This is a genomic window from Euzebyella marina, assembly GCF_014855515.1.
In the GTDB taxonomy this organism is placed as follows: domain Bacteria; phylum Bacteroidota; class Bacteroidia; order Flavobacteriales; family Flavobacteriaceae; genus Euzebyella; species Euzebyella marina.
In genome coordinates this window covers 1,092,223-1,108,043 of sequence record NZ_JACYFK010000001.1, presented here as the reverse complement: position 1 = coordinate 1,108,043, position 15,821 = coordinate 1,092,223, and the positions used below count along the sequence as shown (strand labels likewise).

Below are 15,821 nucleotides of genomic sequence, written 5' to 3'. Positions count from 1 at the left end.
GTTTACAGGTCAAAGTATTCTTTGGCATTATTATAGCAGATATCTTGAACAATCTTTCCAATCCAATCCATATCATTAGGAAGCTCGCCACGCTTAATATCCTCACCAAAAAGATTACATAAAATTCTTCTAAAATATTCGTGTCGTGGAAAAGAGAGAAAACTTCTAGAGTCGGTCAACATCCCAATAAAACAACTGATAAGGCCCATGTTGGATAACGTATTCATCTGCTCGATCATACCATCTTTCTGATCCAGAAACCACCAGCCGGAGCCCCATTGAACCTTTCCTTTTACGCTACCGTCATTAAAATTGCCGATCATGGTTGCCATCATCGCATTGTCGCTAGGGTTTAAGTTATAAAGTATGGTCTTGGTCAGTTTATCTTTACTGTCCAACGTGTTCAAAAATTTAGACAGGGCCTGCGCCTGAGGGTAATCACCCATGGAATCCCAACCTGTATCGGGGCCCAGAATACTGAGCATTCTTTTGTTGTTATTACGAAGTGCCCCTAAATGAAACTGCTGAACCCAGCCAAATTCATGGTAACTTTCCGATAGAAATAGCAGAAGGGCGCTTTGAAATTTGGCATTCTCTTCTTTGGTTACTGTCGCACCTTCACGCCTTTTCTTGAATATGGCGTTAATTTCTGAAGCGGTAAATTCTTCGGCAAACAAATGGTTCAAACCATGGTCGCAAAGGCGACATCCGTTATCGTGAAAATAACTTATTCTCTGTTTTAGGGCTGTACAAAGGTCTTCGTAAGTTGAAATCGTAAGATTGGTGGCCTTCTCAAGATTATCTAGGTAATCGTTATAGGTTTCACTGTCTATCAAAATAGCCTTATCAGGCCTGAACGCCGTACTCACTTTAGTGCCAAAAGAACTTTTGGCCAACTGCTGGTGATATTCCAAGGTGTCCGTAGGGTCTTCCGTCGTACACAATACCTCGACATTCATTTTTGAAATCAATTCTCTACAACTATAATTTGAACCGTTCAGCTTTTCAGAAGCGTTATCGAAAATGGTATCGGCATTCTTTTCGTTCAACAAGTCGTTTATCCCAAAGTAGCGGGAAAGCTCCATATGGGTCCAGTGATAAAGAGGATTCCTCATAGTATAAGGTACCGTGTAGGCCCATTTGGCAAATTTTTCTTTGGCCGATGCACCACCCGTTATAAATTTTTCTTCGATCCCCAATGTTCTCATGGCTCGCCATTTGTAATGATCACCATCGATCCAAGCTGCAGTTATGGAGTCGAAAATGGTGTTTTCCGCCAAAGCTTTTGGCGATAAATGGTTATGGTAATCGATTACAGGCATGTCTACAGCGAAATCATGATAGAGCTGTTGAGCATACTTGCTTTCCAATAAAAAATTATCATTTATAAGGGAATGTCCTGTTGCCATATTTGAACTAATCTAGTGTTCTGATTTAGGATAACTTTATTTTTTTTCGATTCTATTCTCAAATCTGCAAGGTTTTAAAAATAGGCTTCTATTACCTTTTAAACAAGAAAAAAGATAAAGAATACAAAGAGCCCTCAAATAGTTTTAATGTTTAAAATTTGATGCGCATTTGTTTTAAGAAAACTATAACGTCATCATTTTTTCTGTTTGTGAAGTGCTGATTACATTCCATAAAAATTTCAAACATGAAAGATCTGAAAAATAAAGTTGCATATATAACCGGTGGCTCTAAGGGAATTGGCTTTGGAGTGGCCAAAAAACTGGTGGAATCCGGTATGAAGGTGGCTATCAGCGGAAGAACGCTACAAACCGTACAAAAAGCCGCTGCCGAGTTAGGAGATGAAAATCAAGTAATCGGTGTTGCAACTGATGTATCAAAATTACGTGACGAAGAAGAGGCCGTTAAAAAAATTCTCAATAAATGGGGCCAAATAGATTTGGTTCTTGCCAATGCCGGAGTTGGAAACTTCGCACCCATCGATGAAATGTCAGAGACAGAATGGCATCAAATGATCAACATCAACTTAAACGGTGTTTTTCATACGTTAAAAGCGTCAGTGGCGGCCCTAAAAGAATCAAAAGGGTATTATATGACCTTGGCCAGTTTGGCCGGCACTAATTTCTTTGCCAATGGAGCGGGATACAATGCCACTAAGTTTGGTGTGGTAGGCTTTACGCAGGCGGCCATGTTAGACTTGAGAAAATATGATATAAAAGTAACCACTATCATGCCTGGTTCGGTAGCTACCCATTTTGCGGGAAACACACCGGACGACAAAGATGCTTGGAAGATTCAACCGGAAGACATTGGCCAATTAGTGGTCGATTTATTGAACATACACCCAAGAACGCTGCCTAGCAAAGTAGAGGTGAGACCAAGTAGGCCGGACAAAAAATAAGTTTTCTACTTTTAAAAAATCCCATTGGTATTTACCAATGGGATTTTTTATTCAATTTCTTTTTCAACAAAGGGTTGTTGCGGACTACAAATCTCAATAATTAGCTTTCTTAAGTAAAAAGTAAATGTGTCAAGAACCTCGTTATTGATTATATAATCTTTTGTTCTGCTTCTACTCGCTTCTTTAGTAGCAAAAGATAGAATACCTGAATTCAAATTTTTAAAGGAAAAAATACCCGCCTGTAACTGGTTGATAGGTTGTAACCCAGTATACATTATCGCGTAACATAGTAATTGAAAAGCTTTGCTATACTTATAGTCGGTAATAAGTTCTTCCCAATTGACTATCTCAACCTGAGGCTGCGTGACTTTGCCCGTTTTGTAGTCAATGATTCTCAAAACCCCATCATGTTCATCAATTCGGTCCAGTTTTCCCTTTAACCTCACCGGAAAATCCAGTTCTGGAATGGGTAAATCGACTTTGAGATTTTCTTCGAGTGCTAAAATTTTGATTCTATGCGATTCTATTTCCTTGATTTCCATATCAATGAAATTCTCGATATACCTTACAATTACATTGTACGCAATAAAGTTCTTCCCTCTTGAAATATCTCCGCCAAAGAACGTCTTTGAAAATTCTCTATTGACCAATGTTGTAACCTTCTTTTTGGCCTCATGCATTTTATCTTTCTCTAAAAAATGCCCGATAAATGGGGTATATAGTTCTTCAAGTACATCGTGCACAATGGTGCCAAAGGTGTTTGCGGCGATATTTTCTTCTACCTCTAGTACATCGTCTATGCCCAGCAAATTCCTCTTATAGAAATCTATTGGGTTACGCACATAGTTACTCAAAGAGGTTGGTGAAAAGCCCCGATTCGAGTGTTCTTTTATGAGGGAAATCAAATGCGAATCTTTTTCGATCATCTCAGGTGTTTTCATCTGAGGAACGATAATGGGCGCCGCTATTTTTTCAACTATTGAACCTTTAAAATGGTCATCTGCAAGAAGCTGACGAATAAGACGACTTGGCTCACCCCCTTCCAGAACATCAGGCTCGGTATTGTAGAGAATGTATATATTCTTAGCCCTTTGTAGCAACCTATAAAAGTGATAGGTATAAACCGCATCTTTTTCTTTGTAGGTAGGAAGCCCTAAGCGTACTTTTAAATCGAACGGTATGAAAGAGTTATTTGACTTACCAGAAGGTAATATGCCTTCGTTTACAGAAGTCAAGATAACAGTTTCAAAATCAAGATTTCTACTCTCTAGCATACCCATAATCTGAAGACCTTCTAAGGGTTCGCCTTGAAAATCTAAGGACTCGGTATTAACCAATTCACGATATAGGGCCTGCAATGACCTTAAATCTTTTACAAAAGTATTTTCCTCGACTAGGCCCGAAAGTTGGTTAAAAAGAGTAAAAAAACGGTATAAATACTCCAATCCGAGATGGTCATGTCGTTTTATCAGAACTTCTTTGAGGGCCAAAACTACCCTCTTGCACAATTCTATGAATGTGGTTGGTTCGTAAAGCTTATGAGAAAAAAGCAACGGAGCCATTTCAGACTCAAGTAGGGCCAAAAGTCTTTCAGAATTAAGATAAGCCCAATTGTTCTTTTTGATGGATTCCAGAGCGGTTGCTACCTTATCGGATTCTTCATCATCAAACAGAATTCGTACGTACGGGTGCGCTAGAAATGATTCTATGGCCAAATGAAACCAACCTTGTTCAGTTCGGGTAATATATAAATCAAGTAAATCATCAAAAACAGAAGCCATGGGCGTTTTTGATAATGGATAACCCATGGTAATGTTTATTCCCTCAACCTCATCAGGAATAGAGTTGATAATGGGGTTCATCAAGGTTTCATCACCTAAAACTACGGCCATGTTTTGTAGATTCTGTAATTGAGATTTGCTCAAATCTCGTAGAAGTTGGCCCAAATATTTGGCTTGTGAAATATTCTTCGGTATTCCGATAACTTCAATATGCTTCTTAGAGAGGAAATTCGAACTAATTCCTTTTGGGGAATTCTGCTCGAAAAAAGACCAAGAATTAAAATGCTGACGAATGAAAAGACCTGCGTCATGAATATCATCGTCCAGAAAATACTCATCAACATCCCAATAAATATCAGCTTTGGTAGAATTGAGAATATACTGAATTATGCGACTTTCCGAAGTGTTCAGGGCGTTGAAACCAACAAATACGAAATGCTTGTTCGCATGTGTGCTAACAAAACCTTCTATGGCCTCGCAAGCTTTTCTATAGACAAGGCCTTGATGACCCATGCCTTTATGTAAAAGCTTTGTGCAAAAATCAGAATAGAGATTATCCAAACTATACCAAAATTTCAGATAATCGACCATTAAGTCGGTCTTTTCTTCTTGTAAAGACCAGTGGTTAATTTCCTGTATGGCCGCCAGATTTGAAAATAGTTCATTGGCATCTACCAAATAGCGATCAATCTCATTAAAGTCTTGCAAAAGGGTCTGTGCCCATTTACTAAATGCAAAGAAATCATCCTTACGCTCATAAGGTTGCTCTAAATAACATTCGTAGAGGGTAAACAATTGTTGGGTATTGTTAGCGAATAGCAATCCAGAGATTTTCTCAACAAAAGATTCAATACTGAAAATCTCAGGTGAAAAAAATGTCTTTCCTGTATTTTTCGCCAGAGCAGTGCGAAGAAAAGTACCGGCCCTTTTACTGGGTAAAACAACTATTAAACTCTCAAACCCATAGTGCTTCTGGGCTATGTCATGAACTACCTCGTCTATAAAGCTACGCATACCCAAAAATAAAAAAGCCCCGACAATAGTCGAGGCTTTTCCAATTATTTAGTAAGGTCTAAGAAATTACTTTACCAAGTTAATTTCAACCCTTCTGTTTTCTTTTCTACCACTTCTTGTGTTGTTAGAAGCGATTGGCTTGTCTTCACCGTAACCTACAGCTGACAATCTGAATTCTTCGATACCTTTATCTACCAAGAACTCTTTTACAGAAAGTGCTCTTGACTCAGAAAGGCTCTGGTTCAATTTCTGGCTACCAACGCTGTCAGTGTGACCCTCTACAGTAAACTTAGCAGTTGGGTACTCTTTCAAGATAGTGATGATGTCAACCATTACTGATGTAGACTCAGCTTTGATAGTAGACTTACCAGTATCGAACAAGATTGTTCTAGCGTATTCGTTCAATTGCTTCTGAACTTCTTCAGTTACTTCTGGGCAACCTTGGTTAGCTACAGTACCGGCAACATCTGGACATTTATCATCTTTATCCAATACACCGTCACCATCGCTATCTGGCCATGGGCAACCTTTGTTCTCAGCAGGACCAGCTTCGTTTGGACACTCATCATCACCGTCAGCAACACCGTCACCATCAGCATCAGGACAACCAGCCAAGTTAGCTAAACCTGCAACATCTGGACATTTGTCATCTTTATCGGCAACACCGTCACCGTCAGAATCAGGGCAACCGTTCATTTCAGCAGAACCAGCTTCGTTAGGACAAGCATCTTTGCTGTCTTCGATACCATCACCATCAGCATCAGGACAACCGTTGAAAGCCTCAAGACCAGCAACTTCAGGACAAGCATCATCTTTATCATAGATACCATCACCATCAGTATCGGTACCGCCGAATTTAACAGCAATACCTGCTAGGTGTTGCCAATGCTTAGCCAAGTAATCTTCGAAAGCATGCTTATAAGTAGTTTGAACTGTAAGACCGATGTTATCAGTAAACCAGAAGTTGATACCTACACCACCATTGGCAGTACCAGCCCCGATTTCATCAATCCAAGTGTAACCACCACCGATTTCAATAAAAGGATCGATTACAGTTCCTTCGATAAAGTTGTATTTAATTGTACCATCTATAGCGTAGTGAGAAAGGTCATCGACACTCATATCTCCCAATTTTCCAATTTTGTTCAAAGAACCTCTAGCACCTACGGAGAAACCGCTACCAACGTACTTTGATACACCAACGTAAGAGATGGAAGGAAGAATATTCCAATGGTCGGTTGCATTGAAAAGCTGACTACCGAAACCGCCGTCGTCACCAGTTGGATAAGTGTCTATGGCATTCACCCCAAAGCTAACCTGCCAAGGGTTATTCTCGTCTTGCGCTTGTATGTTGTTAACCCCAACAACCAGTAGGATAACAACCAAAAATTTGCTAAGATGTTTCATGTTCAAATTTTTAAGTTTAAGTGTTTATTAGCTGCAAATGTAAGTTGTTAAATATTATTAACAAAATCAATTATCTATTTTTTTTAACGCGTTTCGTGGATTAAATAATGCATTTAAACGATGTCTAGATCGTGTCCGACGTCAATAAATGCGGAGATTGCGCGGTCAAGATGCTCAGTTTCATGAGCTGCCGATAATTGTACGCGTATTCTCGCTTTGCCTTTAGGAACTACCGGATAAAAGAACCCAATAACATAAATACCTTTCTCCAATAAGAGCTTCGACATCTCTTGCGCCAGTTTCGCATCATATAGCATTATAGGTACAATGGCAGATTCACCATCTATAATATCAAAGCCGGCTTTTTTGATACCTTCTTTAAAATAAGATGTATTTCGTTGAAGCTTATCTCTAAGGGAGGTATCATTTTGTAATAGCTCAAATACCTTTATGGAAGCCCCAACAATTGCCGGTGCCAATGAATTCGAGAAGAGGTAAGGTCTCGAGCGTTGCCTCAAAATTTCAATAATTTCCTTTTTACCCGTGGTATAACCTCCCATGGCACCTCCTAAAGCTTTGCCCAAAGTACCGGTAATAATATCGATCCTGCCCATTACTCCTTTCTCTTCAAGAGTACCTCGACCAGTTTCACCTATAAAACCAGTAGCATGACATTCATCGATCATGACTAAGGCATCATATTTATCGGCCAAGTCACAAATCTTATCCAATGGTGCCACTAGACCATCCATTGAGAAAACCCCATCGGTTACGATAATTTTAAATCGAGCACCATCTTCTACCGATTGTTGAAGCTGTTTTTCTAAGTCTGACATATCGCTATTTGCATAGCGGTATCGTTTGGCCTTACACAGACGAACACCATCTATAATAGAGGCATGGTTCAACGAATCGGAAATAATAGCATCTTCAGCTGTCAAAAGCGGTTCAAAAACTCCCCCATTGGCATCGAATGCAGCAGCATATAAAATAGTATCCTCGGTACCATAAAACTCGGCAATCTTGCTTTCAAGTTCTTTATGTATGTCTTGGGTACCGCAAATGAACCTCACGGAAGACATTCCGAAGCCGTGTGTATCTAGCGTATCTTTGGCGGCCTGTATTACTTTGGGGTGTGATGATAACCCCAAGTAATTGTTCGCACAGAAGTTGATTACTTCAGAACCATCTGAGATTTTTATAACGGCGCCTTGCGGAGAGGTAATAATTCTTTCTGTTTTGAATAGACCATCATCTTTGATCTGGCTTATTTCATTTTCTAAATGCTCTTTTATCTTTCCGTACATATATAAGGTATATCTAAATTTTTAGTTTAAAAGTTTTTAAGCCACAATTCAACTCAATCAGGCCCGCCCCAAAAGTATAAAATAAGTATCATGCAGCTAAAACTAGAAATTATGACATCAAAAGTATTAGGTCTCGCTTCGGCCTTGACCAGAAATAGAAAGTACACGTTGGCGCTTGTTGGGGCACAGTTCGCCTATCTAAGCTATAAATACATTAAGAATAGAAAGAAAAGTAAAAAACGTTCTTAAGATTTAAACCGACTCTAACGTGATACTATCATTAATATAGATCAATAGTCTTTTGGAGATTTCGTAACCCATTGACTCTATGGCATCGGAATACTTATACAATTGTTCAACATACCTAGGGTTACGTTTGCCCGTTTTATAATCTATTATTGTTGCGGTGTTGTTCTTGATTACAATTCTATCGGGGCGCAGAATAGCACCGGACGGCGTGACAACGTCTTGTTCGTTTTTAATTACGCAGTCGTGGGTAAAATAGGGTGCGATTTCTGAATGGTTTAATATTCTGTTCAAATCGTCTATGAAGAGGTTCTTTTCGTCAATAGCAATAATACCGCGAACTACCGATTGTTCTATTGCTGAATGAATATCTTCTTTTGTATCTATAAACCCAAGAATATGGTGAAGGCGGTTTCCTCTTTCGATAGCTTCTTCCCTTTCCGTGTCCCAGAGTGCACCTGATTGGGTTAATATCTTAAATGCTTCCCTTTCTTTTGAAGTGTAAGTAAAAAGCACCTCATCTTGTTTTGATAATTGTGGAACCTCCTTCGGATCAACACGTTCCAATTGCCCAAATGTATATTCATTCAATTCATTGGCCCAAATTTCTCTTTCCTTCAGAAAATGAATAAAAAGTCCTGAATAGAATTCGGCTTTGTGATCACCAGAACTGGTGAGGTCTTTTTCCGTAATAACAAATAAGCCTTTAATTGCCCTGGTCAAAGCGACGTAAAGAACGTTGAATGAATCTAACTCCATCATATGCTCTTCTTCCAAAAAGAGTTTTTCGGCTTCAGAACTATAATTGATGAGCTCTTTTTTCTCGTTGACCAAAACCTCTTTAAAACCGTTAAAGGATTCAGAGGGCAAGGGCAGCCACATCTTTTTACCTCCTACACGCTTATAAATATTCTCGTTCGCAAAAGGAAATATGACAAAAGGAAACTCTAATCCTTTCGATTTATGCACCGTCATTATCTGAACCGCATTTATGTTTTGAGACATCGTTACACTCAACCGGTCTTTTCGCTTCTCCCAATTTTCAAGAAAAGTATAAACGCCTGGTCCATCGCTGTTTTCTATATCGAATATTTCTTCTAGAAAGAAACTGAGGTATGCATCGGAGCCTTCTATCAAAGAAAATTGTCTAACAGCCCACTCTATGCCATCATAGACCGAGATTCGGGTCAATTTATCCAAATCAAAATCATATCTTTCTTTCAACAAATCATTGACACTCTCTAGGTTCTCATATATAAAGCGATGTTTGTTCTTGTCGGATGGAGCTAAAAAATCTAATATTTCAAAAGCAGTTCCTTTATTTTCGGAATGTATCGCAAACTGCAACAAATTCACCAAAAACCTTACCTTATCGCTACTTGATAACAATAGGCTTTCTGAAGATATGGTCGGAATTTGTTTCTCGGTAAGAAACTCTGCCAACAAAACGCCATCTTTATTGCTGCGAACCAAGATGCAGATATCGTGATAGGCATGGCCACTTGAGACAATCGCAATAATCTTGTTTAAAGTTTCATCGCAATAAAGAGAAGATATGTCGTTCTCATCATCCTTCTCCAAAAAAGTGAGCTGAACAACTCCGCCAGTTTTAGTATTGGTCAATTGTTTGTTTCCTTCTACAAAAAGGGTCTTAAAAACAGTGTTGTTCAGTAACGGACTTGTTGATGTGAAAAATGAATTATTAAAGTTGATGACCTCTTCGTGACTTCTATAATTTACTGGAAGGTTAAAGGTTTCTGGAGGCACGACAAAGGGATTTTGCCTTAGACCGACCAAGTTTAAAAATTGCTCTGCCCTACCGCCCCTCCATCTATAAATTGCTTGTTTGGCATCGCCCACTAAAAACAAAGACCCCGTTTGACCTTTGTAATCTTGACTTTCAAGGGCGTTGCCTATCAGAGGAATTAGATTGTTCCACTGAGCCTGAGAGGTATCTTGAAATTCGTCTATAAAATAATGGCGGTATTTTTCGCCTAGCCTTTCGTAAATGAAAGGAGCCGGTTGATTTTTTATTTCTTTCGATATGAGCATATTAAACTCCGATATCAAGAGCAAGTCCCTTTCCTTTTGTATTTGCTTGACTTCATTTCGAAGAGCATTCAATACCGTTAACGGCACCAAATTACCATAGGCGTTCTTTAAAAATTGCTGTCTGTAGAAATTCTGCTTGATAGCAGAAAAAAGAACAGTCAAATGAGGGTGCAAGGCATCTAAGGTCTGCTTTACATTATCAGAAGCTGACTTGTTGTATAAAACGGTGGTCTCGAAATTCTGTTTCCAACCAGCATCAAAATTGATATTCAGATTACCTTGGGCTATATCTGATATGAATTTTGGGAAATACCCACGAGTAAAATCTGAAAACTCCAGTTGATTCTCTTCGATGCGAGTTAGTATTTCATTGGCAATGGACACTAGCAAATCCCCAATTCTTTGCTGCTCTGCCCATAAAATAGACTTCAGTTTTAGAAAATCATCTATATTCTTGTTTCTCAGCCCTTCAAGATGACTTGCATGGTTTTCATTGAACATGAGCATACCCATCTTGTACAGGTCTTGCCCAATGTCCCAACTTTTATCATCATCGATTTTCTCTAAGGCGAAGTCTAATAGAACCTGTGTAAGTTTTTTATCGACACCGGCCTTTTGCAACAATCTGCTGACCGCCTCATCTAAAAGCAAATCGATTTCTAAGACGACTTCAAAGTTTTGTGGTATACCCAAGTCTTTCGCAAAAGTTCGTATAATTCTATGGGTAAACTTGTCTATGGTAGAGATGTCAAAAAAAGCATAATTGTGCAGAATAGATTTTAGCGTTGTTTTGGCTCTTTCCCTTAATTCTTGCTCATTAATGTTCAGTGATGCCCTGACTTCTTTAAATAGGGCCGAAGAATCATCTGAAGTGCTATTCTCACTGAAACTCTGAAGACTGTCAAGAATTCTCGTCTTCATCTCATTTACTGCTTTGTTGGTAAATGTGATAGCCAAGATTCGCCTAAAACCTCCCTTGGCTCCAAGAACAATTTTCAAGTACTCTTTGGCAAGGGTGAAAGTCTTGCCTGATCCGGCAGAAGCATTGTAGATTTTATAGGAATTATCGTGCAAGTGCTTTTTTACGCAAATTACGGATTCTAAAAGAGTTCTTAACAAATAATTAAGGTAATTTATACCTTAAAAAACGTACTTTTCAACTTGCTAATTATTAATCTAAAAACATATAAAAATGGCTTTTGAATTACCAAAATTACCCTATGCATATGACGCGCTAGAACCTTCTATCGACGCTCGTACCATGGAAATTCACCATACAAAGCACCATAACGGCTATACCACTAAATTAAACGCTGCCATTGAAGGCACCGATTTAGCCGGAAAATCTATAGAAGCTATTCTAGAAAATCTAGATATGTCACACAGCGCCGTTAGAAACAACGGTGGTGGCTTCTTCAATCACTCTCTTTTCTGGGAAGTAATGTCACCCGACGGCGGAGGTAAACCTTCAGGAGAACTTGCCTCAGCTATTGATAACGCCTTTGGTTCTTTCGAATCTTTTAAAGATAAGTTTAGCAGTGCCGCTGGAGGACAGTTTGGTTCTGGTTGGGCTTGGCTTTGTGTTCACAAAGGTGGAAAGGTTGAAGTTTGTAGCACACCTAACCAAGACAACCCTCTAATGCCAAGTACTGGTTGTGGAGGCACTCCTATTTTAGGGTTGGATGTATGGGAACATGCTTATTATCTTAACTATCAAAACAAGCGCCCAGAGTACGTTGAGGCTTTCTTCAATGTTATCAATTGGGACAAAGTTGCTGAACTTTACGCCGAAGGCAAATAATAAAGTTTTTCAATCAAATAAAAGGCCCCAACCGGTATCCGGTTGGGGCCTTTTATTTTTTAACAAGTCGCAAAAAAGGGGAATAAAACCCTGAGCTTTAGTAAATAGAAAAGGGCGGAGAAGTCTCCACCCTTTTCGTCCCAAATCTTACCATAAACTTAACCTACTTATGCTATGGCAGGACTAAAATACTGGTATTGTGGGAAATAAAAAAAGAATTTTTAGAAATTTTAAGGCTTTTTTTTAACATAAAAAGCTTGAAAAAGTGTTAACGCAGTGAATTACTGGCATTTCTATAAAATAAAAAGGCGGAGCAATGCTCCGCCTTTTCCCCAAATCTTACCATGAACTTAACCTACTTATGCTATGGTTCTCCAAATGTATTGCGAATTAAGCCATCGGAAAAAGTAATTAGACTAACGTACGTTTACCTAGTTGAACTACCTTTTAGTAATCTATCGAAGCTCCGATGATAGAATTGGATCGTAATGTAACAGTATCTGACTGAATTGAATGGGGAAGAAGTAAAAATAAAAGGCGGAGCATTGCTCCGCCTTTTCCCCAAATCTTACCATGAACTTAACCTACTTATGCTATGGTCCTCCAAATATAGAGCAGCTTATTTCGGGGTTAAAAGTTCTTTGTCAAACGGTCGAAAAAAAAGATAAAAGGTGAAAAGGAAGCTCTGTAGAGGCTTTACGGGTAACACGGATTTATAATGGAATTGATAAAATAAAAAAGGTGGAGAATCTCCACCTTTTTTGCCCCAAATCTTACCATGAACTTAACCTACTTATGCTATGGCAATACTAAAAGTATATACCGCTCAAGCGGGTCAATACAAAAAGCCGTTGAAATACTCAGATTATCGATAAAATACTCTAAATGAGGGATTTCATCGATGAAAGTAATCAATACGCCCTTTGGTTCTTTCCTTCATAAAAATTGATGAACGCTCTGTTCACCACTCGGTTACCGCCTGGGGTGGGGTAATCGCCCGTAAAATACCAGTCGCCCAAATTCTTGGGGCAGGCCATATGAAGGTTGTCTATGTTTTGATATATAATTTGAACCTCTGCATTGATTCCTTCAGGGCTCAAAAGCTCTCCTATTTTTTGTGATATTTCCTCATCGGTAAAGGGAGCATAGAACTCCTTTACGTAGTTGATTACTTCTGCATCACGTGTAGCGGTCTGTTGTAAACATTTGTCATAAATATCATCGACAATGTTCATAGTCAAGCGCTCTTGGTGCAAAGCCAACGCCGCTTTAAAAGCAACAAAATCCTCTAGTTTTGCCATATCGATTCCGTAACAATCCGGATATCTGATTTGAGGCGCAGAAGAGACTACCACAATTTTTTTAGGGGAAAGTCGGTCTAAAATTCTTAGTATACTTCTTTTAAGGGTTGTTCCGCGAACGATACTATCATCAATAATAACAAGATTGTCACCTTTCTTTACAGATCCGTACGAGATATCGTAAACATGCGTAACCAAATCATCACGGCTACTATCTTGGGTTATAAAGGTTCTCAATTTTGCATCTTTAATGGCCACTTTCTCGATGCGTGGCCTAATCGCTAAAATGGAATGAAGTTCTTCACTGTTGATATTAGAGCCTAACGCAAGAATCTGTTCCTCCTTCTTTTTGTTCAGATAGTTTTGAGCCTCTTTGACCATGCCAAAAAATGAAGTTTCAGCGGTATTTGGTATATAAGAGAATACGGTATTTTTCATATCGTACTCAATAGACTCCAATATTTGAGGGAACAACAATCGACCTAATTCTTTCCGCTCTTGATAAATTTCTTTATCACTGCCCCTAGAAAAATAAATTCTCTCAAAAGAACAAGCCTTGCGCTCTACCGGCGGTAATATTTCTTTCAGGGATACACTACCATTCTTCTTGATGATAATAGCATGACCAGGGTCTAGCTCTTTAATCTCATCATATTTCACATTGAAAACCGTTTGAATGGCAGGCCTTTCCGATGCGACGACGACGACTTCATCATCTTGATAATAATAGGTGGGGCGTATTCCGGCAGGGTCTCTAAGAACAAATGCATCACCATGCCCTAAAAGACCGGCCATGGCATAACCACCATCCCAGTTCTTGGCAGCCCTCTTTAAAATTTTATTCAGCTTAAGACGCTCAGCTATCAACGGGGAAGCCTCTTGCTTGCTATAGCCCTCTTTCTTTATCTGCTTATACAATTTGGCGACCGCATCGTCTAAAAAATGACCTATTTTTTCCATTACCGTTACGGTATCGGCCATCTCTTTTGGGTGCTGCCCTAATTGTACCAAATTTTTGAAGAGCTCATTAACGTTTGTCATATTGAAGTTACCCGCAACAATTAAGTTACGGTGCATCCAATTGTTCTGACGTAAAAACGGGTGAACGCTCTCTATGCTATTCTTACCAAAAGTACCATAGCGTACATGCCCTAAAAGCACCTCACCTATATAGGGTATATGCTTCTTTTGAAGCGCCACATCATTTTGGTATTCTGGGTTCTCGGCCAATGTAGTATTGATCCGATCATTAATTTGCGCAAAAATATCTTGAATGGGCTGTTGGGCAATCGAACGCACCCGGCTCATATACCTTTCACCAGGGTTCACATCTAACTTGATACTTGCGAAACCGGCACCATCTTGACCTCTGTTGTGCTGCTTCTCCATCATGAGGTACATTTTATTGACCCCATAGAAAGCAGTACCGTACTTCTTCTTGTAGTACTCTAACGGTTTCAAAAGACGTATAACCGAAATACCACACTCGTGTTTAATAGCATCACTCATTGTATATCCTTTCTCTATTAAAAAAGCCCCTTTTATGTAGGGGCGTGTTTTATCTTAACTCTATATCGAACTGGGTGAGGGCCTTGAACTCAAACAACCTTTTGTTCACCTCTTCTCTTTTCAGCGTTTTCATGCGCTCGGTTCCAAACCGTTCAACGCAGAAAGAAGCCAAATTAGACCCATGAATAACCGCATTCTTAAGATTCTTGAACGACATGTTATCGGTAGCCGCCAAATAACCAGAAAAACCGCCGGCAAACGTATCGCCTGCGCCGGTTGGGTCAAAAACCTCTTCTAAAGGCAACGCAGGGGCAAAGAATACCTTTTCATCGTGAAACAATAACGCACCGTGCTCACCTTTCTTAATGACCACATATTTCGGCCCCATTTCTTGAATCGCCGCGGCAGCCTTCACCAATGAATATTCTTCTGTCAGCTGTCGTGCCTCTTCATCGTTAATGGTAATAACATCTATGTGTTTGATGACCTCTTTTAATTCATCAAGGGTATTATCCATCCAGAAATTCATAGTATCCAAAACGATTAGTTTTGGTCGTACTTCCATCTGATTAATTACACTTAATTGTATGGAAGGGTGCAGATTACCCAGCATCACCACATCGGCATCCTTAAAATGATCCGGCACTTTGGGGTCGAAATCTGCCAAAGTGTTCAAATCGGTTATTAGGGTATCTCTTGAATTAAGGTCGTTATGATATTTACCTTTCCAATAGAAGGTCTTTCCTCCCTTTACGATTTCGGTTCCGGTCAGATCAATGTCTTTACCTCTAAGAATTTCAAGATAGGACTCCGGAAGGTCGTCTCCCACAATGGAGACAATGGCCGTTTCAACATCAAATTGGGAGGCCGCCAGCCCAATAAAGGTCGCAGCACCACCTAAAATCTTTCCTGTCTTACCAAAAGGAGTCTCGATTTCATCAATAGCAATGGTGCCTACGATTAGAAGTTTACCCATAAGGTCTTGCAATTTTGCTGCAAATATACGCTTTTGGGTGGCGAATTGAGCGGGTGTTC

The 15,821-nt window shown here is 39.4% G+C and carries 10 protein-coding genes; 3 read left to right on the top strand and 7 right to left on the bottom strand.

The features are described from left to right. Positions 1-2: 2 nt before the first annotated feature. Positions 3-1,409, bottom strand: a complete 1,407-nt coding sequence (gene uxaC, locus IL356_RS04385; RefSeq protein WP_121847024.1) for a glucuronate isomerase — start codon at positions 1,407-1,409, stop codon at positions 3-5. A 245-nt stretch (positions 1,410-1,654) separates the two neighbouring features. On the opposite strand from uxaC, the gene IL356_RS04380 reads away from it, so the two are divergent. Next, entirely contained in the window at positions 1,655-2,368 is a 714-nt protein-coding gene (locus tag IL356_RS04380) for an SDR family oxidoreductase (RefSeq protein WP_121847025.1), read from the top strand. A 47-nt stretch (positions 2,369-2,415) separates the two neighbouring features. On the opposite strand, the gene IL356_RS04375 is transcribed toward IL356_RS04380, so the two are convergent. The 3 genes from IL356_RS04375 to kbl form a co-directional block, all read right to left on the bottom strand. Beyond that, the gene (locus tag IL356_RS04375) at positions 2,416-5,163 is read right to left on the bottom strand and encodes a PD-(D/E)XK nuclease family protein (protein WP_121847026.1); all 2,748 of its coding nucleotides are present in this window, start codon (positions 5,161-5,163) and stop codon (positions 2,416-2,418) included. A 66-nt stretch (positions 5,164-5,229) separates the two neighbouring features. Next, positions 5,230-6,570 carry an OmpA family protein gene (locus tag IL356_RS04370; protein ID WP_121847027.1) on the bottom strand — a complete coding sequence of 447 codons (1,341 nt, stop codon included), beginning with the start codon at positions 6,568-6,570 and terminating at the stop codon, positions 5,230-5,232. A gap of 113 nt (positions 6,571-6,683) precedes the next feature. Further along, positions 6,684-7,877, bottom strand: coding sequence for a glycine C-acetyltransferase (kbl, locus tag IL356_RS04365; RefSeq protein ID WP_121847028.1), 1,194 nt, complete (start codon positions 7,875-7,877; stop codon positions 6,684-6,686). A gap of 111 nt (positions 7,878-7,988) precedes the next feature. On the opposite strand from kbl, the gene IL356_RS04360 reads away from it, so the two are divergent. Continuing rightward, entirely contained in the window at positions 7,989-8,126 is a 138-nt protein-coding gene (locus IL356_RS04360; RefSeq protein WP_192466530.1) for a hypothetical protein, read from the top strand. 3 nt (positions 8,127-8,129) lie between these two features. Here the strand turns inward: IL356_RS04360 and IL356_RS04355 are convergent, their stop codons facing one another. Next, entirely contained in the window at positions 8,130-11,249 is a 3,120-nt protein-coding gene (locus tag IL356_RS04355; protein WP_121847029.1) for a UvrD-helicase domain-containing protein, read from the bottom strand. Positions 11,250-11,367: 118 nt separating this feature from the next. On the opposite strand from IL356_RS04355, the gene IL356_RS04350 reads away from it, so the two are divergent. Beyond that, the gene (locus tag IL356_RS04350; RefSeq protein WP_121847030.1) at positions 11,368-11,976 is read left to right on the top strand and encodes a superoxide dismutase; all 609 of its coding nucleotides are present in this window, start codon (positions 11,368-11,370) and stop codon (positions 11,974-11,976) included. Between the two features lie 911 nt (positions 11,977-12,887). Here IL356_RS04350 and IL356_RS04345 read toward each other — a convergent pair. Both IL356_RS04345 and IL356_RS04340 read right to left on the bottom strand, forming a co-directional pair. Next, the gene (locus IL356_RS04345; RefSeq protein WP_121847031.1) at positions 12,888-14,786 is read right to left on the bottom strand and encodes an amidophosphoribosyltransferase; all 1,899 of its coding nucleotides are present in this window, start codon (positions 14,784-14,786) and stop codon (positions 12,888-12,890) included. 49 nt (positions 14,787-14,835) lie between these two features. Next, on the bottom strand, positions 14,836-15,762 hold the full coding sequence (locus IL356_RS04340) for a PfkB family carbohydrate kinase (RefSeq protein WP_121847032.1): 927 nt from the start codon (positions 15,760-15,762) through the stop codon (positions 14,836-14,838). Positions 15,763-15,821 lie beyond the last annotated feature (59 nt).

Coding starts and splice junctions, on each gene's coding strand:
- uxaC (WP_121847024.1), bottom strand. CDS start 1,409: ATGGCAACAGGACATTCCCTTATAAATGATAATTTTTTATTGGAAAGC.
- IL356_RS04380 (WP_121847025.1), top strand. CDS start 1,655: ATGAAAGATCTGAAAAATAAAGTTGCATATATAACCGGTGGCTCTAAG.
- IL356_RS04375 (WP_121847026.1), bottom strand. CDS start 5,163: ATGCGTAGCTTTATAGACGAGGTAGTTCATGACATAGCCCAGAAGCAC.
- IL356_RS04370 (WP_121847027.1), bottom strand. CDS start 6,570: ATGAAACATCTTAGCAAATTTTTGGTTGTTATCCTACTGGTTGTTGGG.
- kbl (WP_121847028.1), bottom strand. CDS start 7,877: ATGTACGGAAAGATAAAAGAGCATTTAGAAAATGAAATAAGCCAGATC.
- IL356_RS04360 (WP_192466530.1), top strand. CDS start 7,989: ATGACATCAAAAGTATTAGGTCTCGCTTCGGCCTTGACCAGAAATAGA.
- IL356_RS04350 (WP_121847030.1), top strand. CDS start 11,368: ATGGCTTTTGAATTACCAAAATTACCCTATGCATATGACGCGCTAGAA.
- IL356_RS04345 (WP_121847031.1), bottom strand. CDS start 14,786: ATGAGTGATGCTATTAAACACGAGTGTGGTATTTCGGTTATACGTCTT.
- IL356_RS04340 (WP_121847032.1), bottom strand. CDS start 15,762: ATGGGTAAACTTCTAATCGTAGGCACCATTGCTATTGATGAAATCGAG.